Origin of the sequence: Mycobacterium sp. D16Q13 (genome assembly GCF_002013375.1) — a bacterium.
GTDB lineage: Bacteria > Actinomycetota > Actinomycetes > Mycobacteriales > Mycobacteriaceae > Mycobacterium.
The window spans coordinates 132,145-151,726 of the sequence record NZ_MAEW01000017.1; the positions used below are offsets into that span (position 1 = coordinate 132,145).

A 19,582-nucleotide genomic window follows, 5' to 3' on the forward strand; every position below is an offset into this window, starting at 1 on the left:
CGGCTAACGCGAACCGGCCTTCTCTCCCTCTTCGAAGATCGCCGAGGCGGGTCCGACGATCAGCGGATCCGGGGCACCCACGATCTCCACGTCTTTGTTGTCATAGTCGAATTGCGAGAGCACGTATCGCATCGCCTCCAGGCGGGCACGTTTCTTGTCGTTGCTCTTAACTACCGTCCAGGGCGCACTGTCGGTATCGGTGTAGAAGAACATGGCCTCCTTGGCCTCGGTGTACGCGTCCCACTTGTCAAGGGAGGCGAGGTCGGTCGGCGAGAGCTTCCAGTGCCGAACGGGATCGGTACGCCGGGCCGCGAAGCGCGCCAACTGTTCCTTGCGGCTCACCGAGAACCACAACTTGATCAGGTGTGTACCCGAATTCACCAGCATGCGTTCGTATTCCGGCGCCTCGCGCAGGAATTCAGCGCACTGCGCAGGAGTGCAGTAGCCCATCACGCGCTCGACACCTGCCCGGTTGTACCAGGAGCGATCCATCAGCACGATCTCCCCGCCGCTGGGCAGGTGCGCGGTGTATCGCTGGAAATACCACTGACTCTGTTCCACCGGTGTCGGCTTCTCGAGCGCCACCACGCGGGCACCGCGGGGATTGAGGTGCTCGGTGAACCTCTTGATCGACCCGCCCTTACCGGCGGCGTCGCGGCCTTCGAAGACGATGCAGATCTTCTCGCCGTTCTCCTTGACCCACAGCTGCAGCTTGAGCAACTCGATCTGCAATTTGCGCTTGGCCTTCTCGTATTCCTTGCGGGTGAGTTTCTCGTCGTAGGGATAGCCCTGTTTCCAGGCATCCTTGCCCTCTTTGGTGCGACTGATGCCGCCGCGCAGGCTCGCGAGCTCATCGAGTTCAGCGGCGTAATCCACTGTGACTGAGGCGTTCGGTTTTTCTTGGTCGGCCATGGATTCAGCATCCCACGTGGGCACAAAGTCCCACGTGGGAAACCCCTAGCCGGTTCAGGCCAGGCGTCCCGCCAACCGCGGTGGAATCAAGCGCATGATCAAGGTCACCGGGGCCCACGGCCAGCGCGGCACCGCAGCACGTCCGGGCTCCCTCTCGATGGCGTCCACCATCGCCGTCACACCAGTCTTGGTGTCCACCATCATCGGGGTGGTCGGCGACTTGGCGCTCAAGTCGGTCTGGATGTAGCCGGGCTCGATGGTACTGACTTTGATAGGGCCGGTGGCGTATTCGGCACGCAGCGACTCGCCCAGCGAGGACAGTCCAGCCTTGCTGGCCGCGTAAGCCGCCTTGGTGCCGGGCAGCCCCTTGGCCGCGGTTACCGACGAGATGAGCACCAGGTGCCCGTGGCCCTGCTCTTTGAACAGCGCCAGCGCCGCTTCGATCTGCACCAGCGCACCAATGAGATTGGTTTCGATGGTTTGGATGTTGGCCCACGACTTGCCGCCGCCCAGATGCCAGCCCTTGGCGATACCGGCGTTCACGACTACGCGGTCCAGGCCGCCGAGCTCCTCGCGCAGCTCACCGAAGACCACCGGCACCGAGTCATGGTCGGTGACGTCCAGGGACCGCACGGCGACCGAGATACCCGGGTTGGCGGCCAACAGCTCAGCCTTGAGTTCTTCCAGCGCCTCGGTGCGCCGGGCGCACAGCGCCAGGTCACGTCCCTTCGCGGCGAACTGACGGGCCATCTCGGCGCCCAGGCCGGAGCTCGCCCCGGTGATAAGGATCTTCTGTCGCGTCACGTTGTCACTTTATTTGAGGAGCCGCGAGAGCCGACGGTCGGCCAGCACCTTGCCGCCGGTCTGGCATGTCGGGCAGTACTGGAACGACTTGTCGGCGAACGACACCTCCCGCACCACGTCGCCGCACACCGGGCAGGGCATACCGGTTCGCGCGTGCACCCGCAATCCGGATCGCTTCTCCCCCTTGAGAGTCGCCGCTTGCTGCCCCACGCTGCGCTCCACCGCGTCGGTGAGGACCGACTGCATCGCCTCGTACAACGCCGCCAGCTGGCCGTCGGTGAGTGCCTTTCCGCTGGCGAAGGGAGACAGCTTGGCCACATGCAGGATCTCGTCGCTGTATGCGTTGCCAATCCCGGCGATCACTCGCTGGTCGGTGATCACGTTCTTCAGACGTGCGGTGGTGCCGGACAAGATATCGGCCAATCCGGCGGCGGTCAGAGAGAGCGCATCGGGCCCCAAGGAGGCGATCTGCGGCACAGAGGCCGGGTCGGCCACGACCCACACGGCCAAACGCTTTTGGGTGCCGGCCTCGGTGAGATCGAATCCCGGTGCATCGCCAGGTGTTCCAAGATGCACCCGCAGTGCGATGGGCCCCTTGCCTGGCTTGAGTGGCGCTGCCGCCAGCTTGTCCGACCAGCGCAGCCACCCGGCGCGCGACAGGTGGGCAATCAGATACAGGTCCCCAGCCTGCAGGCCAAGGTACTTACCCCAGCGCGTCGCACCCGTGACCGTCCGGCCGTACAGGGCGGTGATCGGCGGATCAAAGGTCTTGAGCACCGAGAACGCCGAGACGTCGATGCGGGCGATGGTGGTCCCGGCCGCGTGACGACGCAAGTAATCGGCGAGTGCCTCGACTTCCGGTAGTTCGGGCATGTGCTCAGTCTGCCTCTACTCGCCGACACTCCGCAGGAGGTAAGTGTCCATGATCCATCCATGTTCGGCCCGGGCCGAGGCACGAACCTCGGCGATTCGGGCACCTACCTCGCCGACCGCCCCCGACACCAACAGCTCGTGTTCGGTGCCCAGGTAAGCACCCCACCAGATCTGTGTCGACGGCTCCAGCTGCCGGAACGCGCAATCACCGTCGAGCATCACCACCACGGTTCCTGTGCGGGGCCACTCATCCAGCAACCGGCGCCCGGTCGTGATGAGCACCGGTTCCCCGATACCGTTCAGCACAATCCGGTGCCGCGCGGTGAGCGCGGAAATCGCCGTAATACCCGGCAGCACGTCGTACTCGAATGCGTGGGGATCGTGGACCAGGATCGCATCCAGAATCCGCAGCGTGCTGTCGTAGAGGGAAGGATCCCCCCAGGCAAGAAAGGCGCCAACTCCGTTCTCGGGCAGCTCGGAAGCAATTGCTTTGCCCCACAAGGCAGCCCGTTCGGCATGCCACTGCGACACCGCGCCCCGATACTCACCCTTGCCGCGGACCGGGTCGGACAATTCAACGAAGCGATAGTCCGGGTCGGTGATGTAGCGCTCGCAGATATGGCGGCGCAGTTCGACCAGATCGCCCTTGGTGTCACCTTTGTCGGCGACGAAGAAGACGTCGACCTCGTTAAGCGCCGCGATGGCCTGCACGGTCAGGTATTCGGGATGACCGGCGCCAATCCCGATGACGCGAATCCGTCGCATAGCGACTTAAGAAGCAGCCGAATTGGGAGTCAACACCGCCGAGATCTCCTCGGTGATCGCCGATACGGTGAGCAGGTTGCCAATGAAATCGCCCAACTGCTCGTCGCTCTGAGTCTCGACAACACCGGGAGTCACCAACAACGAGGCGGCGATCCGGAAGCTCCACTCGGCGGCGGCCCGGACGTTGATGCTGGCCAGCTGCTCCTCGGTGAGCAACTTGCGGAAGTACGGGGCCAGCAACACGGTCGTCTGGTCGATGAACGGACGGGCCTTGACCGTCAGGTACGGCAGCACCTGCTCGGGGTTCTCCTTGAGGCCCTTCTGCAGCAACGGATGGTGGCGACCGTGCTGGACGATGCGCACGATGGCATCGATGAATCCGGTGCGCGGCGTCTTGGCCGTCGCGAAGACCGGTTCCAGAATCTCTCCGAAACGCAGAAATTCGCGATGGAACAGCGCCTCGATGATCGCGGCCTGGTCACCCACGTGCTTGTAGACGGTGGGCCGCGACAGGCCGGCCTTCTTGGCGATCAGCGCATGCAGGCGCGCCTCGTAGCCATGTTCCAGCAAGCATTCCTCGGCGGCATCGAGGATTCGACGGCGAATCTCGCCGTGATCGCGGGTGCGGCCACGATGGCTCGACCGGCTCACTTTCATCGGTGCCTACTTTCGTTCGCCACACAAATTACGTGGCACTTCGCGTCTCACTTGACGCCTCAACCTGCAACGTTTACGTTTGACATCCTAACGGAAAGGACGGCCAACGGTGACCGCAACCCTCAATAACGGCCCCACTCGCGAGGAGTACTCAGACCGGCTGCTCAAAGGTTCCGTGCGCAGGTCGTACCAGCCGATGGTCGACCTGGACTGGGACGCACCGTTAGATCCCGACAAGTACTTCCTTCCCCCGAAGGCAATCTCGCTGTATGGCACCGACATCTGGAACAACATGTCACGCGCCGAACAGATTGAGCTGTCCAAGCACGAGATGGCCAACGTCCTGTCGGTCGGCATCTGGTTCGAGAACATCCTCAATCAGAGCCTGCTGCGCGCTCTCATGCACGCCAGACCGAACAGCAGCGAGACCTTCTATTCGCTCACCGAGATCGGCGACGAGACCCGGCACATGACGATGTTCGGTAAGGCGATATCGCAAGCCGGGGTCGAGCCTTACCGGCTGCCGCTCTACCAGCGGTGGCTGGCCAACGCCCTGCCCCTGGTCCTCAAGGGCCCGATGCTCTGGGTCGCCGCCCTGATCGGCGAGGAGATCTTCGACGCGATCCAGCGCGAGATGATGGATGATCCCGAGCTGCAACCAATGGTCGCTCGGCTCATGCGAATTCACGTCACCGAGGAAGCTCGGCACATCCAGTTCGCACGTGACGGCCTGCGTCAGCGCGTTGACAAACTGCCGTGGTACGCGCGCTTCATCGTCCGGCACGTCAACGGCTTCGGCGGGCCCATCTTCATGTACCTGTTCACGAATCCGAAGATGTACCGCAACGTCGGGCTGCCCGGATATCAAACCCAGCGGATCGCGTACCGCAACGAGAACTTCCGCGAGACGCAACAGCTCGGTTTCGCACCGCTGTACAACTTCCTGACCGGTATCGGCCTGATGGGTGGAACGTCACGCTGGATGTGGCGCAAAGCAAAGTTCGTCGCATGATGGATGACGACGACCTGTACGACGGCCCCGCCGTCATCACCGCAGGCGAGTTCACCGTCGAGTCCCGGGTACGCCTGATCGGGTTCTTCAACCCGCTGGACGGCAAGTTCCACTGGCAGGGAACGATCTACGCCAAGCCGGAGGGCGGGGAGCTCAAGGGCGGCACCCAGGTCACTATCGCCGTGGGCGAGACCAGCGCACCGGGGCGGATCACCGAGCAGACCCCATGGGGCCACTTTTCGGTGGCAGGTGTGGGCGCACCGCCGTACCCGCTACCCGAGATCGAGCTCGACGTCGCCAACTGACTTATCGGTGCGCAGACCACGCCAGCTGGAATGCTTGAGGATGCCGCCGGGTGTCCGATCGCCGTAGCGGACTTCGCCAACCAGCGCCGGCTCGACAAACTGCACATCCTTGGACTCGACCGCGGAAAGCGGTGCACTAAACGGGGATTCATCGCGGTGCAACGGTTCTAACCGCTCCTTGAGTGACGCCAATTCCTTCTCCGTGAACCCGGTACCGACCCGTCCCGCATAACGAAGGCCGCCATCGTCCGGGATTCCCATCAGCAGCGCCCCGATCCCGCTGCTGCGCCCGCCCTGCCCCTTCCGCCACCCACCGATGACGACCTCTTGGCTGCTCCAGTTCTTCGCCTTGATCCAGGACTGAGTGCGGCCCGGGGCGTAACTGGAATCGAGCCTCTTGGCGACGACGCCCTCCCACCCCTGGTCATGCGAATGCGCCAGCGCTGTAGCACCATCGCCGTTCAGCTGTTCCGGCACGGTCATCGTCTCGGTGCCGGAACCGAGTACGTCGAGCAGTCGGCGCCGGTCGCGATACTTAGTGTGCAGCAAGGATTTTCCATCTAGATAGAGCAGATCGAAAGCCCAGAACTCCGTCTCCGTACCGGCCGTCCGATTTTGCAGCAGCGAGAAGCTCGGCAGCCCCTTCGAATCCAGTACGACCACCTCACCGTCCAGAATCACACGGTGATCGGCCAATTCGTGGGCGAGCCGCCGCAAGGCCGGGAACTCCGCGGTGACATCGCGCCCGCTGCGCGCCAAGGCCCTCATCCGGCCATGGTCGCATTCGAGAATGAGGCGGTAGCCGTCCCACTTTCCTTCGAAGGCCCACTCATCGGCTGCCAGGCCCGCCACAGATCCCGTGGCGGGCAACATCGGCGCAAGGCCGGCCGGCATGGTGGCGGGTGATCGCTGATCCTTCATGCGGTGGGCCAGCCACTGCTTGCCACCGGTTCGGATCAGCGCATACCGCCCCGAAATTCGCTTGCCATGCAGGGTGACAATGACCTCTCCTTTGGCCCCGCCGTCGGACGCGGAGTCGTCGCGTGGATCGATGAACTTCTCGGTGTCGTAGGTGCCCGAGTCCCAGATGGTCACCTCCCCCGCGCCGTACTCCCCCTTCGGAATGGTGCCTTCGAAGGTCCCGTACTCCAGTGGGTGATCCTCGGTGTGCACCGCAAGATGGTTGACCGAGGGTTCCATGGGCAGATTCTTGGGAACTGCCCACGAGACCAGCACGCCGTCACGCTCCAGCCGGAAGTCGTAGTGCAGTGCGGTGGCGTGATGCTCCTGGATGACAAACGAACTGCCGTGGCCTGCCTGCGGTTCAACGGCCGGCACCGGTTCGGGAGTGCGCGCAGGATCGCGCATGCTGCGGTACGTGGACAGCCTGTCCTCGACGATCTCGACATCGTCAAGACCGGCCAGCAGATCACCCTCGCGTTCTGCGCGCGCCAGCACTTCGTCGAAACGCAGTTGACGCAGCTCCGGATCGTCGAGTTCCTCCCAGGTACGCGGCGCGGCAACGGTCGGCGCGGCGCGGCCACGCAATGAGTACGGGGCAACCGTCGTTTTGGAACCGCTGTTCTGACTCCAGTCAACGAATACCTTGCCCGCACGCAGCTCCCGGGTCATCGTTGCCGTCACCAGATCCGGCATCGACTGCTCCAGCTGGACCGCGACCTTTCGGGCGACGGTCACCGCACCGGATGAGCTGACCGGTTGCGCCAGCGGCACATACAGGTGAAGGCCCTTGCTGCCACTGGTCACAGGGAAGGTGGTCAGACCGATATCCTCGAGTACATCGCGCACCGCTCGCGCGACCTGCGCCAGCTGCAGCATGCCCACCCCCTCGCCCGGATCCAAATCGAACACCAATCGCGTTGCCGGACCAGGATTTTCGCCAACGAATCGCCATTGCGGCACATGTACTTCCAGCGCCGCCTGCTGGGCTATCCAGGCCAGCGCCACCGAGGTGTCGATCAACGGGTAGGTGACGTAGCGGGATTTGTGCTCGATGCGGCGCCGCGGAAGCCAATCCGGAGCCGACGACGCCAGGTCCTTCTCGAAGAACGATGGCTGGCCAACTCCATTAGGCCAGCGCTTACGGGTGACCGGACGCCCCCCGATATGCGGCAGCATGAAGGGCGCAATGGCGGTGTAGTAGCCGAAAATGTCGGCTTTGGTAGTCCCGGTATCCGGGTACAGCACCTTTTCCGCGTTGGTAAGGCGCACAGAAGGTCCCGAAGCTGGCTGCGTGGGCCATACTTGGGATATGCGTTCCATCTGGAAGGGCTCCCTCGCCTTCGGGCTGGTGAACGTCCCTGTCAAGGTATACAGCGCGACCGAGGATCACGACCTCAAGTTCCATCAGGTCCACAACAAGGACAACGGCCGGATCCGCTACAAACGCACCTGCGAAGAATGCGGTGAGATCGTCGAGTTCCGGGACATCAACAAGGCCTACGAGGCCGAGGACGGCCGCACCGTCGTCATCACCGACGAGGATCTCGCGAGCCTGCCCGCCGAGTCCAGCCGCGAGATCGAGGTGCTGGAGTTCATTCCCGCCGCCGAACTCGACCCGCTGATGTATGACAAGAGTTACTACCTGGAGCCGGATAGCAAGTCTTCGAAATCGTATGTGCTGCTGGCACAGACACTCGCGAAGACCGATCGGGTAGCGATCGTGCATTTCGCGCTGCGTAACAAGACACGGCTCGCGGCCTTGCGGGTCAAGGACTTCGGCACGCGTCAGGTGATGATCATCCACACGCTGCTATGGCCCGACGAGATTCGTGCACCCGACTTCCCCGTGCTGGACCAGGAAGTGAAGATCAAACCGGCCGAACTGTCGATGGCGGGTCAGGTGGTGGAGTCGATGGCCGACGATTTTGATCCGAGCCGGTATAACGACACGTACCAGTCGCAGCTACTGGAGATGGTCGAGGCGAAGCTCGAAGGTGGCGAGGCGTTCACCAAGGAAGAGGCGCCCACCGAACTCGACGCTACCGACGTCTCGGACCTGCTGGCCAAGCTCGAGGCGAGCGTGAAGAAACGTCAGGCGGAGAAGGCCAGCACCAACTAGCCACCGCACACCGCAGGCCTCGCGCGAAGGGGCCTCGCCGCATCCCAAAGTTTCGGGTACTCTAACTTTTCTATTCGGTGTACTTGAAATCAGGAGGCGTGGGTGCTCGAGCGGCAAAAGCAAGCGCGACCGGTGCGCGGGTTCTCGCTACTCGGGCCCGCCTTCGTCGCAGCCATCGCCTATGTCGACCCCGGAAACGTCGCTTCGAACGTCAGCGCCGGCGCCAGGTACGGCTTCCTGCTGGTGTGGGTAATCGTCACCGCCAACGTGATGGCCGGGCTGGTGCAGTACCTCTCGGCAAAGCTCGGCCTCGTCACCGGGCGGTCACTACCGGAGGCCGTCGGCGATCGCATGTCACGGCCCACCCGGATCGCGTTCTGGCTGCAGGCCGAATTGGTTGCCATGGCAACGGATTTGGCCGAGGTTGTGGGCGGAGCCATCGCGCTGTATCTGCTGTTCGACCTGCCGCTGCTCATCGGAGGTGTCATCACCGGAATCGTCTCGATGGTGCTGCTTGCCGTACAGGACCGGCGCGGACAGCGCTCTTTCGAATACGTCATCTCCGCGCTGCTGGCCATCATCGCGATCGGATTCCTCGCCAGTGTCGTGGTGGAACCGCCGCCACTGGCCGCGACGGCCGCGGGACTGATTCCACGCTTCCAGGGCGCCGAGAGCCTGATGCTCGCGACGGCGATGCTGGGCGCCACGGTCATGCCGCACGCGGTGTATCTGCACTCCGGTCTGGCGCGGGACCGGCACGGGAATCCGGAAGAGGGCGAGCCGCGACGCAGGCTGCTGCGCGTTACCCGCTGGGACGTGAGCCTGGCAATGCTGTTCGCCGGCGCCGTCAACATGGCCATGCTGCTGGTGGCGGCGACAAATCTGCAGGGTCGCGACGGCGTCGACACCATCGAAGGGGCCCATGCCGCTGTACGCGACAGCCTCGGCCCCACCGTGGCTCTGTTGTTCGCAATCGGCCTGCTGGCATCCGGGCTCGCCTCGTCCTCCGTCGGTGCCTATGCCGGCGCGATGATCATGCAAGGACTCTTGCGCCGCTCCATCCCCATCGTGGCGCGGCGGCTCATCACCCTGCTACCCGCGCTGGCGATCCTCGCAGTCGGCATCGACCCCACCCGGGCACTTGTCGTATCGCAGGTGGTGCTGTCGTTCGGCATCCCCTTCGCCCTCATACCCCTCATCCGGCTGACCAGCGATCGAGGGCTGATGGGCACCGATGTCAACCATCGCGTGACGACAACGCTCGGCTGGATCATCGCCGCACTCATCACGCTGCTGAACGCGGTGCTAGTTTTCCTTACCCTTGCAAACTAGTTTTGCCTGGGAGTAGGCTGTGGGTCATGAAACGAATCCTGCCTTCAGCCAGTCGATTTGGGCTGGCAATTGGAGTCGTTGCTAGTGGTTTGTTCGTTGGCGGTATCGCCTCTGCAACCCCGGCAAAGGCCGATCCAGACATTTGCGGCTCGGTGGACACCTACCCGCGAGTGACGGTATGCGCGGACGGCAACTGGGACCGTGGCTGGGATCGCGGTTGGCGCGGCGGACATGGCAACGGTTGGGGCAAGGGCCACTGGAAGCACGGCGACTGGGACTGAGTCAGCGCCGCTGACCAACCCACCGAACAGCCAGATATTTCGTAGCGCGGACCGCTAGATCGGCCCGCTGCTGGAGTAGCCGTCACCCGAACGCGGCCCGAATCGCCGTGCATAGTCCTCGTGAATCCACGCGTCCTTCTGGCGCTTGAGCACATCGACCAGGCCCGGATCCAGATCATGCTGCACAAGCCGGTGACGGCGCCACACCTTGTTGAGGGCGTGCGCCATGATCAGCACCCAGACATAGATCGGCACCGTCATCTCCATGTGGACATAGAGCGAGGCGGGCAGCAGCCAGAACGGCGCGAGAATGAACAGCGGCGGAATCGCGCACCGCAGAATGTGCCGCCGCACCGCGCCCTTGCCCGCCAGATCATGGGCGACCCAGTCCTTCATCGAGTCAGGCAGACGACGCCCGTAGCAGTAGGCGATGTACTGAAGAAGATTCGGACGGTCGGCGGCCATAACTAGATTGTAGACTAATAATTAGTGCACTAACTAATGATTAGGATAGTGAGAATGACCGCAGTCTCACCCGATGTAGATCCGCTAGCCCTGGAACGACAGGTGTGCTTCGCGCTGGCCGTCACCAATCGCGCGGTACTCGCCGTCTACCGGCCGCTACTCGCACCGCTCGGGATCACACACCCCCAGTATCTGGTGATGTTGGCGCTCTGGGATCACGCCAAGAGCGGGGGCGAGGACACTCGGGAGGCCTTGTCCGTCAAGCAGATAGCCGCCCTCTTGCAAACAGATTCGGCGACCATCTCCCCCATGCTCAAGCGGCTCGAGACATTAGGGCTCATCACCCGTCCGCGCAGCGTTGCCGACGAACGCACCACCCACGTCACCCTCACCGCACAGGGCGCCGCGCTGCGCGATGAGGCGCTCAAGGTCCCCGCGGCCGTGGTGGAACGCCTCGGGGTCGACCTCGCCGAACTTGAGCACCTACATGCGGTGCTGACCAGGATCAATAGCGCCGCACTGGCCGCCGGCGCCCTGGACACCGAGTAGTCCGGAAGAGCGCCGTGTGGCGTCTGCCACACATCCCTGTACACCGACCGGTTCGCGTGCTGCAATCAGAGGTAGACCGATCGATATACCAGGAGGTCATCATGTGGACCGACACAACCATGCTCATCGCGATAACGCTCGTCACCGTCGCCATGCTCTGGACGGCGAGCGGGGAGAACTCGATGAACTACTACCAACGCGATAGCCAGAAAGGCATGTGGCAGGGCTAGTTTGCGCATGCGGTAGGCGTCTGTTTGTCTGACGTCATGACCAAGGACGAAGCCGCCGAACTGATCGCCGCCCGCCGCATCGAGAAGAACCTGACATGGCAGCAGATCGCGGAAGCGATTGACTCACCGCTGATTTGGACTATTGCCGCGCTACAGGGCCAGCATCCGGTGCCGGAAGCAAAGGCCGCGAAGCTGGCCGGGCTTCTCGACCTGGAGCCGCAGGTCACCACCGCGCTGCGCAGCCAGCCGTATCGCGGCACGCTGGATGGCGGCGCGCCCTCTGACCCGACGATCTACCGGCTGTACGAGGCGCTGAGCGTCTACGGCCCGGCGATCAAGGAAGCCATCCACGAGGAATTCGGCGACGGCATCATGAGCGCCATCAACTTCAAAGTCGATATCGCCCGCCGCCCCCACCCGGATGGCGACCGCGTGGTGCTGACCTTCGACGGGAAGTTTCTCGACTACCGCTGGTGATCGCTCACAGCAGGCCGCGAATGTTACGGCCCGTGATGGCACCCCATTTGGTGTCGAGGGCGTTCATGAGCAGCTGCCAGTAGGGCGCCCACAACGTGCGCTGCGCCGTGGCGGGCGGCATCGTCTTGTAGGTGGCCGCCTGCTGCGTCCACCGCCACGCCAACCCGCGAGCCACATCGTCGATGCACCAATAGATCAGCTCGTTCGGGTTGGTCGTGGTCTTCCACACGAAACCCGTTTTCGGGTCACGCGTGTGGTACCAGAATTGCGCTCCGTCGAGCACATACTGCGGAGCGGTATTGGAGTGCCGTTCACCCTTGGCCAGCTCGGTGGGCACCGGTACTTCGGAGATCGCGACTTCCCCAGCCAGACGGCTCAGCACCGCGATACGAACGTCGAGCTGCTCGCGGATCCACTCCGAACTCCCCGGGCTCCCCGGCACGGCCACCGCCGGACCGGCCGGCGATGCGGACTCGGCGTTGGCCGGCTCGTCCGCTGTCCCCTGAGTTACCTGCTCGGCCGGCACCTCTCCGTCGACATCGACGATCGCCCCACCCGCCCAATCCACCTTGGCAGGGTTGAGCACTCCGTCTTCTTCCAGCGACAAATCGACCACATAGGCGACATCGACGAGGACGTCGCGGGCGCCGGGTGCCAGGGAAACCCCGGGGCGGCGCGGCCCCAGCAGCGCGACATGCACCATGAAGAACTCGCCATCGTCGTCCCGGTCGCAGTACTCACGCTCGTACCGGGCGGCATCCGAGGTATCGAACCGGTGTTTGACCGGCGGTTCCAGTAGCACGCTGCAGAACTGCACGGGGTGGTTGGCATCTCCATCCACCATGCCCAGTTCTGTTGCGGTAATCGGCAGTTCAGCAGCCAGGCTCGGAGCGGCATCGTCCGCCGCCGCGCGGATGGTGAACGTACGTGCGTCGGGTGGCCAATCGTCTGGCTCCGGCGCGGCCCCCTGGTGACCGGTGGAATCAACCGTCATGTTCTTAACCGTATGGCAATCGTGTACTTCGGGCGACGATGGTGCACCCAGACCTGTTATTTTTACGACAGACCGTCCCCGCTGGGGGGAGCATTCCGGACGTCAAGGAGACCCATCGTGAAGATCAATGTGCCCATCACCGCCGCCGTGGCGGCCGCCGCAGCGGCGGCCGGCCTGGCCCTGATGCCAACCGCCGGAGCCGATACCACTCTCGGCCAGCAGGGTCGCCTCACCAATGGCGACGTCGTCCAGGCCTGGACCATCAGCGACCTCAAGGTTAGCGCCGACGAGCTGCCCTACCAGGCCAAGGGCACGCTGTGGGAAGCCACTGCCACCGACGAGGCGATCCAGGGCAGCGTCATCCCGATCGTCGCCAACTTCAACGCGAAGGCCAAGGACGGCGAGACCTACCGCGTGCTGTACGGCGTGCCCACCGAGCAGGGCGTGAACCCGGGGACTCTGTCGCAGGGCGAGAAGACCAGCGGCAAGATCTACTTCGACGTGACCGGTTCCGCCCCCGAGACGGTGACGTACACCTCCGGTGACGAGGATCTGCTCACCTGGAAGGCCGCTCCCGTGGCCGCGGCACCGCGTTCGGGTGGTTCGAGCCAGTCACACGGCACCAACCCCGCACCGGCCACCAGCGCCGCGCCCACCACTTCCCCGGCGCCTGCCGCTGTTCCCGCCGGCAGCCAGGGCACCCCGCTGCCCGCCGGCAGCCAGGGGACCCCGGTGGACGGGCAGCAGCCCGCCACGACTCCGACCCCGACGGTGGCACCGGTGACCGCGACCCCGGGTCCGACACCTGCCACCCCGGTACCCGCTGCCGAGGGCACGCCGCTGAACAGCACCGCGGTGCCTGCTTCCCCTGCTCCCGCATCGCCCGCACCTGCCTCACCGGCTCCCGCGGCACCTGGTGCCGAAGGCGCTCCGCAGACCGTCACCCCGCCGGTGGCCGCGATTCCCGCCGTTCCGGCCTCGGAGAGCACCCCGCACGGCCAGCGCGCGGCCGGCAGTCAGGGCACTCCCGTTTCCGCCGAGGGCTAGATAATCGTTTCGGCATTGACCGCCGGCCGCCTCGCGCGGCCGGCGGTTTTTGTTATGAGTGCGAAGACCACCAGGCGTACAACTGGTCGAGAGTCGGACCGGTCGCACCCGAACGCGTCTCGCTGAGCAAAAGCCGTTCCTCATCGGTCCAGCCCACCACCGGATGTCCCTGATTGCTGCCGCAGAACACCGTGCCGCTCACCTGATCCGGCGTGGCATTGCGACGCCATGGTCCCGGCGACTGGATCCGGCCGGGGCATACCACCACCGCGTTCCGTTTCGTCAGACGACTCAACCCTGCCGCGAGCGCGGACTTGTCCTTGACCAGTGAGTAGCTCGCCTCAACTGGCCCGTCCGGATCGTCACTGCGTCCGCATTTAAATTGTGCCACAGCCTCATTCGCGGGTTCGACGGCCTTGCAGGCCGCCACCCCGTAGCCGGTCGGGATCATGGAGAGCAGGCGCGTCTCCGCATCAGAATCCCTACTGGAGACCGTTGTCGTTGGGGCGGCGCTCGGTTCTGCGGGCGCGTCATCGCCACCGCTGCCCGCGAACACCGCGACCACACCACCGATAACAACAACCACGGCCGCCAGTGCCGCGCCGCCAATTACCAACGGCCGCTTGCTTCTTTCAGGCTTGTCTTCCCAGGACGAGAAGTCGACCGGAGTTGTCGGCTTGACAGGTCCTGAGGTGGGAGGCGGCGCGGTGCTGAAGGTCTCATGGCTCGGCCACTGCACGTACTGATTGCCCGGTTCCACAAAAGGTGGGCGCGGTTCCGTGAATGCCGGTTGCTCAATGAACGGAGGTTGATCAAACTCGTATTCCGGAGCGAACGGGCCAGGTTCGGACATCCCGGGAAGCGCGTTCAGGACCGGCAGCGGCGCGGTGTCCGCGGCGTCGGACGAATCCTCGGCCGCCGGTGAGCCCGCTCCGATATCCGCGTCCATCCACTACCCCCAATGTCTCGTTGTTACGTCCCCGCCATGGTCAATGCACAAAGATTACTTGGCCGCGCCGCCCACTCGCGGCGGATATCGCCAGTCGCTAGCGGACCGCCTTGCTCGGCTCCGGCACCAACGCCCGCGCGATAGGCAATATGTATTGACGGGCGTACCGTTCGGCGTCTTCCCTGGTGGCGATCTCCCGCCGGGGACTGGGCGCCAGTATGAGGGAATGCGTCAGGCGCACAAAAACTTCTGCGACACCGTAGGAGTCGTCAACGAGGTCACCGGCACTACGGGTCACATGGCCAGCCAGGTACGTGGTCGCCATATCCAGGGCTGGCCCCGCCCCGCTGGTGATGACCGGCAGCACTGACTCAGGATCGGTCTCCACCGCCCGCTGCATCAGCGGATGGGTGTGCACATACCAAAAGATGCCGGTGAAGCCCGCCACGAGCTTGTCCTCGGGACTGTCCAAGGCAGCGATTTCGCGGTCTATGGCGGAAAACATCGTCTGCGCCTCGCGCATGAGGACAGCGAGCACCAGCTCGGTCTTGTTGGACCAGCGGCGATACACCGTCATATGCGATACACCGGCGCGCCTTGCGATCTCGTCGACCGTGGCGCGGCGGATGCCGAAGCTGAGCATGGTCTGCAGCGCGGCCTCGAGGATGCGCTCGCCGGTCGGATCCGGATCTGCAGACACAACTCAGTCTCTCACGCAGAAGTCCTTCCCAACCCGATGTTGCAATGTTAGTGTTCAACTCAGTTACTAACACCGACGGAGGATGCAATGACGCATGTACTGCCGCGCGACACCACACATGACGGCGAATCCGGTGGCGATGGCCACGAGGACGGCCTGGCCTTCCTACGCGGGGACGGGGTGCGTCCACGCGTTATGGACGCATTTCGCAAGCACCTGGGCAGTCCCCTGGTCGGCGTCTTCGGCGGGGTGCTGTTCGATGAGGTGGCCCTGATGCCGGTGGCAGCATCCGTCGATCGCACGGGACGGTTCCGCCAGAACTTCACCGATAGGGGCATCCGGAGCGCGTTGAGCGCGATATCGCTCCTGGCAGGCAATCAGCAGCAGCGGGCCGCCACGGCGCAATGGCTCAAGGAGCGACACCGCGATGTGCGGGGCACCGGAGTGGGCGAGTACGAGGGGATTCGTTACAGCGCATTGGATCCCGAGCTGTGGATATGGATCGCAGCCAGCGCGATGAACGCCACGATGGAGGCCTTCCCCTACTGCACGGGTTACGCGATGACCCCCGCGGAGAAGGAGGCCGGGTATCAATACCAGCGGTACCTGCTCAAGGATCTCGAACTGCCCAGCGCCAAGGGGAAGTTCCCGGACACATACGCCGCCTTCGTCGACTACTACGACGACATGGTGGAAAACAGGTTGCAGTCCAACGGCTTTCTGCGCGAGCAGTTCGCCGGGTTGATGCGACTACCGCTTCCGACGCTGCTGCTCCCCGCCGCGATACGCCCGGCCCTGCTGCCCGTCTGGCTGGCGATTCGCCCGATGGCAGGCCGCGTCATTCAGGTGTGTTCGGCCAAAGCAATGCATCCACAGATACGCGAGATGATCGGATTCCGGCTCAAGCCCCGTCACAATGTCGAGTTCGCTGTGTACACGCGCCTGCTGCAGCTGGTGTGGCGCGTTACGCCTGAGCGGCTACTGATAGAACCCATGCTGTACAACACGATTCGCCTTGACGACGCCCGCTCCCAGCTCGACGGTTCGCGCAACGCACAGCGCAGATACGACAAGGTCTCGCGTTCCCTGACGCGACGTAACGAGCGCCTGGCCGACTTCTACCACAGCTACCGGCTGGACAGCTTCGCCGTTCCAGAACAGCCCACCGGCACCTGCCCGTTCGGGTGAGTGGCGGCGGCTACGGCGGCCCGGCACCCGCGATTGGTTTTCACAGCACCCCACCCTCGGGGACCTGTTGAAAACCCCCCGACGAAGCTGATCAGCCATGGTCCCGTTTGTCGTACCGGAACGCGCCCACGATGTCTGGACGCTAGCCTGCTGCTGAGGCTGCTCAGCGCATGGGCCCAGTATTCGCTGTCGGGTGACTGATGCGCTGCGATCAGCTGGGCGAGCGGCAGTGCGCCACCAAGACGGAGTTGCTCTAATGGCTGGTGCGCGCTGTTAACGTGGTGGAATGGCGTCCGCTCGGGCTTTTGGATGTATCGGCGCGCTGGCGACCAGCGGCTTGTTACTGGCGCCGTCGGCTGTCGCTGAACCGCAATTACCGGATCTGGATCGGTATACCGCGGTGAATACGTCCGACTATACGGTTGCGATCCCAACCAGCGGCTATAACGGTGCCGTGAGCAGCGTGCAGTTCAGCACCCCAGCGGGCCAAAACTGCAGTGTGGTGATCAATGTTCGAGGTATGTGGGACATCGCGACGTGCACCGGGCGGATTCCAGGGAGTAGCCATAACAGCGTGACTGCGAGCTACATGGAAGCCGGTAAATTCGGCGACTCTCCGCCCAGTTCCGGGCAGCCGAAACTGTTGCCGGCGGGTAGCAAGGTCGTGTTCACCCGCGGGGTATGGACCGGCACTTGCGCGGTTGACGAGGCGACCACCGCCTGTGTTGTCGAGATCGTCCCAGGACCTGGCGAGTCAACCTCAAGGGCTCCCCACGGGTTCGTGCTCGGCCCAGAGGACAGCTCGACTTTCTAGATAGCTCACCGTGATTCAACGGTGAAGCGCCTTGCCGAAGCCTGGCTTGGCCTTGAAATCTCTTCCGAGTGGCGGCGTGAGTGCGTCTAGCGCGGGAGGTTAGAGGTCGACCTCAACGGGATGTTCGCCCAAGGGTTCAATTACGATTCGCACATCGTTCATTTGTTCGATCGAGCGCGTGGTATCTATCACGCTCTGCAGGGTTCCTTCAATGATCATGTACGCGGCCCGGTTCATCCGTTTGTAGAACTCGTTCATTGACTCTGCGCTACGGAAAACGGGGAAATACCGTACGCCGGCACGCTCAAGCATGAAGACGCTCTTTGACCGTCGTTCGTCTCGCCAAAAGGCGTGGAATAGAAGACTTTTGAGTCAGTCGCAGCTGGTTCTGCTCGTTTCTTCCTAATAGCTTCATGATATCTCCTTTCGGTGGATCACTCGATGCCGAGGAACCACCGCGGTGGGATGCGCTGGCTCAGGACCAGCCTCTCCGCTACTCCAACCGTTGGCACGAGGCCGCCACTTCGATCGCAACACCGCTCCAACAATGATCAGGCTGACGATCAGCCGTCGAGCCCTTACCGCCACATCTGCCCTGCTGAACCCATCGGGTCACATCCATACCACCGGACAACACCCCCGCCTCGCCAACAGCCAGCGTCCGAAGCACCCCGCCAACCCGCTAGAGTTTTAGACGCCTATTCACATAGGACCCCCGCCCTCGTAGCTCAGGGGATAGAGCACGGCTCTCCTAAAGCCGGTGTCGCAGGTTCGAATCCTGCCGAGGGCACACAACTGCCAACTGGCGGACCGATCGCACGCAGTCAGCTGCCGCCGAGGCCGCACTATTGCTGTGCCGGCAATACTCAGTTCCACATCCGGAACACTCAGCGCGACTCTTGCCACACAATGAGCCCGTGCCCAGCAACCGAAGACGTAGGCCGCGACGCGGTCGAACCCCCGAGCAGGAATACCGGTTCGTCACAGGTGCTCTCGGCCCACGAAACCTGAGGCATTTGAAGGTCACCATCGGGTTGCTGTGTATGTGCATCCTCCCCTTGGGGACCATCGTCAATACGCACCCGCTGGGCCCACAGGGGACCGGGCGCATCATCCACCAATCGCTCATCGCGGTCTCGTTCCTGGTGGGCGTGTGCTGGATGGTCCGCCCGTGGCCAAGCAGACGCTGGGCAATCTCCTTTGTCGTGTGGGCGGACCTCTCATTCGCGGTATCCGCCTGGATGTACGCCGGGCCGATGATGCGACTCGCGCCGATTCTGTATATGAGCACGGTCGGCGTCTTCGCCGCGTTTCTGCTGGGTTGGCGGGTGCTTGGCGTCCACTGTGTCTTCGCGTCAGCCGTGCTCGGCTCGATCACGTTCTGGAACATCCACACCGGCGCGGCGACCTTCCTGGATCAGTTCCTCTACAACGCCCCGGCATTCACCACCGTGGTCCTGCTGCCGATCCTCATCCAGGCGGTAATCGAAGGGGGTAGACGCTCGATCCGGGCCGCTGTCAGGGCCGCCAACCGAGACCCGCTGACCGGCCTGCTCAACCGCCGGGGCGTGCAATCCAGGTTTGAGTTCGAGCTGCGCAAGCGGACGGATCCAGCGACGGTTGTCGTGATGGTGGCCGATGTGGACAGGTTCAAAGAGCTCAACGACACCTACGGCCACGAAGCCGGCGACAGAACATTGCAGGCCATCGCGGACACACTGTTCGCAAACACCCGGGGCGGCGATATCGCCGCCCGCATCGGCGGTGACGAGTTCATGGTCGTTGCGTTCGTGGACAATACCGACGACATCGCCGCGATCAACGCGCGAATCCGCAATGCACCGATACGCTCTGGCACTCCCGAGACCTCGATGAGCATAGGCATCGCCTGGTTGTCCACTGACGCAGAGGACTTCAGCTTCGAATCCCTCACCCGGGAGGCAGATTTCAGGCTCTACGAAGCGAAGCGCGACCGGGCACCGCGCGGATCCACGGCCTGATAAGGACACGTCCCACGCGGTCACTAGCCATCAATGTGATCATCGCTGATTTGATAGCGCCGTTCTAAAGACACGATCCCTACCAGCAACGAGCCCCTGTACATCCACCAATCCGCATAGTCAGGCTCCTTCTTCCGCGACACCAT

22 protein-coding genes, 1 tRNA gene and 2 pseudogenes are annotated in these 19,582 nt (G+C 63.6%); 13 read left to right on the plus strand and 12 right to left on the minus strand.

Going from position 1 to position 19,582, the window contains the following annotated elements; genetic code table 11:
• Positions 1-3 precede the first annotated feature (3 nt).
• The 6 genes and pseudogenes from ppk2 to B4400_RS18420 form a co-directional block, all read right to left on the minus strand.
• Positions 4-912 carry a polyphosphate kinase 2 gene (gene ppk2 / locus B4400_RS18400; protein ID WP_078310391.1) on the minus strand — a complete coding sequence of 303 codons (909 nt, stop codon included), beginning with the start codon at positions 910-912 and terminating at the stop codon, positions 4-6.
• Between the two features lie 54 nt (positions 913-966).
• The gene (locus B4400_RS18405; protein WP_078310393.1) at positions 967-1,716 is read right to left on the minus strand and encodes an SDR family oxidoreductase; all 750 of its coding nucleotides are present in this window, start codon (positions 1,714-1,716) and stop codon (positions 967-969) included.
• A 9-nt stretch (positions 1,717-1,725) separates the two neighbouring features.
• Complete coding sequence (locus B4400_RS24950) at positions 1,726-2,211, minus strand: zinc finger domain-containing protein (RefSeq protein WP_502688415.1); 486 nt, start codon at positions 2,209-2,211, stop codon at positions 1,726-1,728.
• Positions 2,212-2,346: 135 nt separating this feature from the next.
• Positions 2,347-2,589 (minus strand): annotated as a pseudogene (locus B4400_RS24955) (DNA-formamidopyrimidine glycosylase family protein); the annotation flags it as partial.
• 15 nt (positions 2,590-2,604) lie between these two features.
• Positions 2,605-3,354, minus strand: a complete 750-nt coding sequence (cobF, locus tag B4400_RS18415) for a precorrin-6A synthase (deacetylating) (protein ID WP_078310399.1) — start codon at positions 3,352-3,354, stop codon at positions 2,605-2,607.
• Between the two features lie 6 nt (positions 3,355-3,360).
• The gene (locus tag B4400_RS18420; RefSeq protein ID WP_078310402.1) at positions 3,361-4,011 is read right to left on the minus strand and encodes a TetR/AcrR family transcriptional regulator; all 651 of its coding nucleotides are present in this window, start codon (positions 4,009-4,011) and stop codon (positions 3,361-3,363) included.
• Between the two features lie 109 nt (positions 4,012-4,120).
• Here B4400_RS18420 and B4400_RS18425 point away from each other — a divergent pair, with 109 nt between their 5' ends.
• Entirely contained in the window at positions 4,121-5,023 is a 903-nt protein-coding gene (locus B4400_RS18425) for an AurF N-oxygenase family protein (protein WP_078310404.1), read from the plus strand.
• The gene (locus B4400_RS18430) at positions 5,020-5,328 is read left to right on the plus strand and encodes a DUF4873 domain-containing protein (protein WP_078310407.1); all 309 of its coding nucleotides are present in this window, start codon (positions 5,020-5,022) and stop codon (positions 5,326-5,328) included. Before B4400_RS18425 ends, B4400_RS18430 begins: the two co-directional genes overlap by 4 nt.
• On the opposite strand, the gene B4400_RS18435 is transcribed toward B4400_RS18430, so the two are convergent.
• Complete coding sequence (locus tag B4400_RS18435; protein WP_078310410.1) at positions 5,296-7,611, minus strand: ATP-dependent DNA ligase; 2,316 nt, start codon at positions 7,609-7,611, stop codon at positions 5,296-5,298. The genes B4400_RS18430 and B4400_RS18435 overlap by 33 nt on opposite strands.
• On the opposite strand from B4400_RS18435, the gene ku reads away from it, so the two are divergent.
• The 3 genes from ku (at position 7,601) to B4400_RS18450 (ending at position 10,023) form a co-directional block, all read left to right on the plus strand.
• Positions 7,601-8,410 carry a non-homologous end joining protein Ku gene (ku, locus tag B4400_RS18440; RefSeq protein WP_078310414.1) on the plus strand — a complete coding sequence of 270 codons (810 nt, stop codon included), beginning with the start codon at positions 7,601-7,603 and terminating at the stop codon, positions 8,408-8,410. The two genes, B4400_RS18435 and ku, sit on opposite strands and share 11 nt — an antisense overlap.
• A 102-nt stretch (positions 8,411-8,512) precedes the next feature.
• Positions 8,513-9,742 (plus strand): Nramp family divalent metal transporter, encoded by a 1,230-nt coding sequence (locus tag B4400_RS18445; RefSeq protein WP_078310417.1) that lies wholly within the window; start codon positions 8,513-8,515, stop codon positions 9,740-9,742.
• Between the two features lie 89 nt (positions 9,743-9,831).
• A complete protein-coding gene (locus tag B4400_RS18450; protein WP_078310421.1) occupies positions 9,832-10,023 on the plus strand; it encodes a hypothetical protein in 192 nt (63 codons plus the stop codon).
• Positions 10,024-10,077: 54 nt separating this feature from the next.
• Here B4400_RS18450 and B4400_RS18455 read toward each other — a convergent pair whose 3' ends face one another.
• Positions 10,078-10,488, minus strand: a complete 411-nt coding sequence (locus B4400_RS18455; protein ID WP_078310425.1) for a DUF5313 domain-containing protein — start codon at positions 10,486-10,488, stop codon at positions 10,078-10,080.
• A gap of 54 nt (positions 10,489-10,542) precedes the next feature.
• Here B4400_RS18455 and B4400_RS18460 point away from each other — a divergent pair, with 54 nt between their 5' ends.
• The 3 genes from B4400_RS18460 to cynS all read left to right on the plus strand — a co-directional run bounded on the left by B4400_RS18460 (position 10,543) and on the right by cynS (position 11,744).
• A complete protein-coding gene (locus tag B4400_RS18460) occupies positions 10,543-11,037 on the plus strand; it encodes a MarR family winged helix-turn-helix transcriptional regulator (RefSeq protein WP_078310429.1) in 495 nt (164 codons plus the stop codon).
• A gap of 101 nt (positions 11,038-11,138) precedes the next feature.
• Positions 11,139-11,267 (plus strand): hypothetical protein, encoded by a 129-nt coding sequence (locus B4400_RS24960; protein ID WP_286151221.1) that lies wholly within the window; start codon positions 11,139-11,141, stop codon positions 11,265-11,267.
• A gap of 36 nt (positions 11,268-11,303) precedes the next feature.
• Positions 11,304-11,744, plus strand: coding sequence for a cyanase (gene cynS, locus B4400_RS18465; protein WP_078310432.1), 441 nt, complete (start codon positions 11,304-11,306; stop codon positions 11,742-11,744).
• Positions 11,745-11,748: 4 nt separating this feature from the next.
• Here cynS and B4400_RS18470 read toward each other — a convergent pair whose 3' ends face one another.
• Complete coding sequence (locus B4400_RS18470) at positions 11,749-12,738, minus strand: immunity 63 family protein (protein WP_078310435.1); 990 nt, start codon at positions 12,736-12,738, stop codon at positions 11,749-11,751.
• Between the two features lie 117 nt (positions 12,739-12,855).
• Between B4400_RS18470 and B4400_RS18475 the strand changes: the two genes are divergently transcribed.
• Positions 12,856-13,785, plus strand: a complete 930-nt coding sequence (locus tag B4400_RS18475; protein WP_078310438.1) for an MPT63 family protein — start codon at positions 12,856-12,858, stop codon at positions 13,783-13,785.
• A gap of 52 nt (positions 13,786-13,837) precedes the next feature.
• Here the strand turns inward: B4400_RS18475 and B4400_RS18480 are convergent, their stop codons facing one another.
• Both B4400_RS18480 and B4400_RS18485 read right to left on the minus strand, forming a co-directional pair.
• Entirely contained in the window at positions 13,838-14,734 is an 897-nt protein-coding gene (locus B4400_RS18480; protein ID WP_078310443.1) for a hypothetical protein, read from the minus strand.
• A 97-nt stretch (positions 14,735-14,831) separates the two neighbouring features.
• The gene (locus tag B4400_RS18485; RefSeq protein ID WP_078310447.1) at positions 14,832-15,434 is read right to left on the minus strand and encodes a TetR/AcrR family transcriptional regulator; all 603 of its coding nucleotides are present in this window, start codon (positions 15,432-15,434) and stop codon (positions 14,832-14,834) included.
• Between the two features lie 87 nt (positions 15,435-15,521).
• On the opposite strand from B4400_RS18485, the gene B4400_RS18490 reads away from it, so the two are divergent.
• A complete protein-coding gene (locus B4400_RS18490) occupies positions 15,522-16,622 on the plus strand; it encodes an oxygenase MpaB family protein (protein ID WP_078310451.1) in 1,101 nt (366 codons plus the stop codon).
• Between the two features lie 286 nt (positions 16,623-16,908).
• Positions 16,909-17,436 carry a hypothetical protein gene (locus B4400_RS25075; protein WP_078310454.1) on the plus strand — a complete coding sequence of 176 codons (528 nt, stop codon included), beginning with the start codon at positions 16,909-16,911 and terminating at the stop codon, positions 17,434-17,436.
• Positions 17,437-17,535: 99 nt separating this feature from the next.
• Here B4400_RS25075 and B4400_RS25080 read toward each other — a convergent pair.
• A pseudogene (locus tag B4400_RS25080) lies at positions 17,536-17,843 on the minus strand (hypothetical protein).
• Between the two features lie 310 nt (positions 17,844-18,153).
• Between B4400_RS25080 and B4400_RS18500 the strand changes: the two are divergent.
• Both B4400_RS18500 and B4400_RS18505 read left to right on the plus strand, forming a co-directional pair.
• Positions 18,154-18,226, plus strand: a tRNA-Arg gene (locus tag B4400_RS18500).
• A gap of 253 nt (positions 18,227-18,479) precedes the next feature.
• Positions 18,480-19,436, plus strand: a complete 957-nt coding sequence (locus B4400_RS18505) for a GGDEF domain-containing protein (RefSeq protein WP_078310608.1) — start codon at positions 18,480-18,482, stop codon at positions 19,434-19,436.
• Positions 19,437-19,582: the final 146 nt, after the last annotated feature.

Coding starts and splice junctions, on each gene's coding strand:
- ppk2 (WP_078310391.1), bottom strand. CDS start 912: ATGGCCGACCAAGAAAAACCGAACGCCTCAGTCACAGTGGATTACGCC.
- cobF (WP_078310399.1), bottom strand. CDS start 3,354: ATGCGACGGATTCGCGTCATCGGGATTGGCGCCGGTCATCCCGAATAC.
- B4400_RS18420 (WP_078310402.1), bottom strand. CDS start 4,011: ATGAAAGTGAGCCGGTCGAGCCATCGTGGCCGCACCCGCGATCACGGC.
- B4400_RS18430 (WP_078310407.1), top strand. CDS start 5,020: ATGATGGATGACGACGACCTGTACGACGGCCCCGCCGTCATCACCGCA.
- ku (WP_078310414.1), top strand. CDS start 7,601: ATGCGTTCCATCTGGAAGGGCTCCCTCGCCTTCGGGCTGGTGAACGTC.
- B4400_RS18435 (WP_078310410.1), bottom strand. CDS start 7,611: ATGGAACGCATATCCCAAGTATGGCCCACGCAGCCAGCTTCGGGACCT.
- B4400_RS18455 (WP_078310425.1), bottom strand. CDS start 10,488: ATGGCCGCCGACCGTCCGAATCTTCTTCAGTACATCGCCTACTGCTAC.
- B4400_RS18460 (WP_078310429.1), top strand. CDS start 10,543: ATGACCGCAGTCTCACCCGATGTAGATCCGCTAGCCCTGGAACGACAG.
- B4400_RS24960 (WP_286151221.1), top strand. CDS start 11,139: ATGTGGACCGACACAACCATGCTCATCGCGATAACGCTCGTCACCGTC.
- cynS (WP_078310432.1), top strand. CDS start 11,304: ATGACCAAGGACGAAGCCGCCGAACTGATCGCCGCCCGCCGCATCGAG.
- B4400_RS18470 (WP_078310435.1), bottom strand. CDS start 12,738: ATGACGGTTGATTCCACCGGTCACCAGGGGGCCGCGCCGGAGCCAGAC.
- B4400_RS18480 (WP_078310443.1), bottom strand. CDS start 14,734: ATGGACGCGGATATCGGAGCGGGCTCACCGGCGGCCGAGGATTCGTCC.
- B4400_RS18490 (WP_078310451.1), top strand. CDS start 15,522: ATGACGCATGTACTGCCGCGCGACACCACACATGACGGCGAATCCGGT.
- B4400_RS25075 (WP_078310454.1), top strand. CDS start 16,909: ATGGCGTCCGCTCGGGCTTTTGGATGTATCGGCGCGCTGGCGACCAGC.
- B4400_RS18505 (WP_078310608.1), top strand. CDS start 18,480: ATGTGCATCCTCCCCTTGGGGACCATCGTCAATACGCACCCGCTGGGC.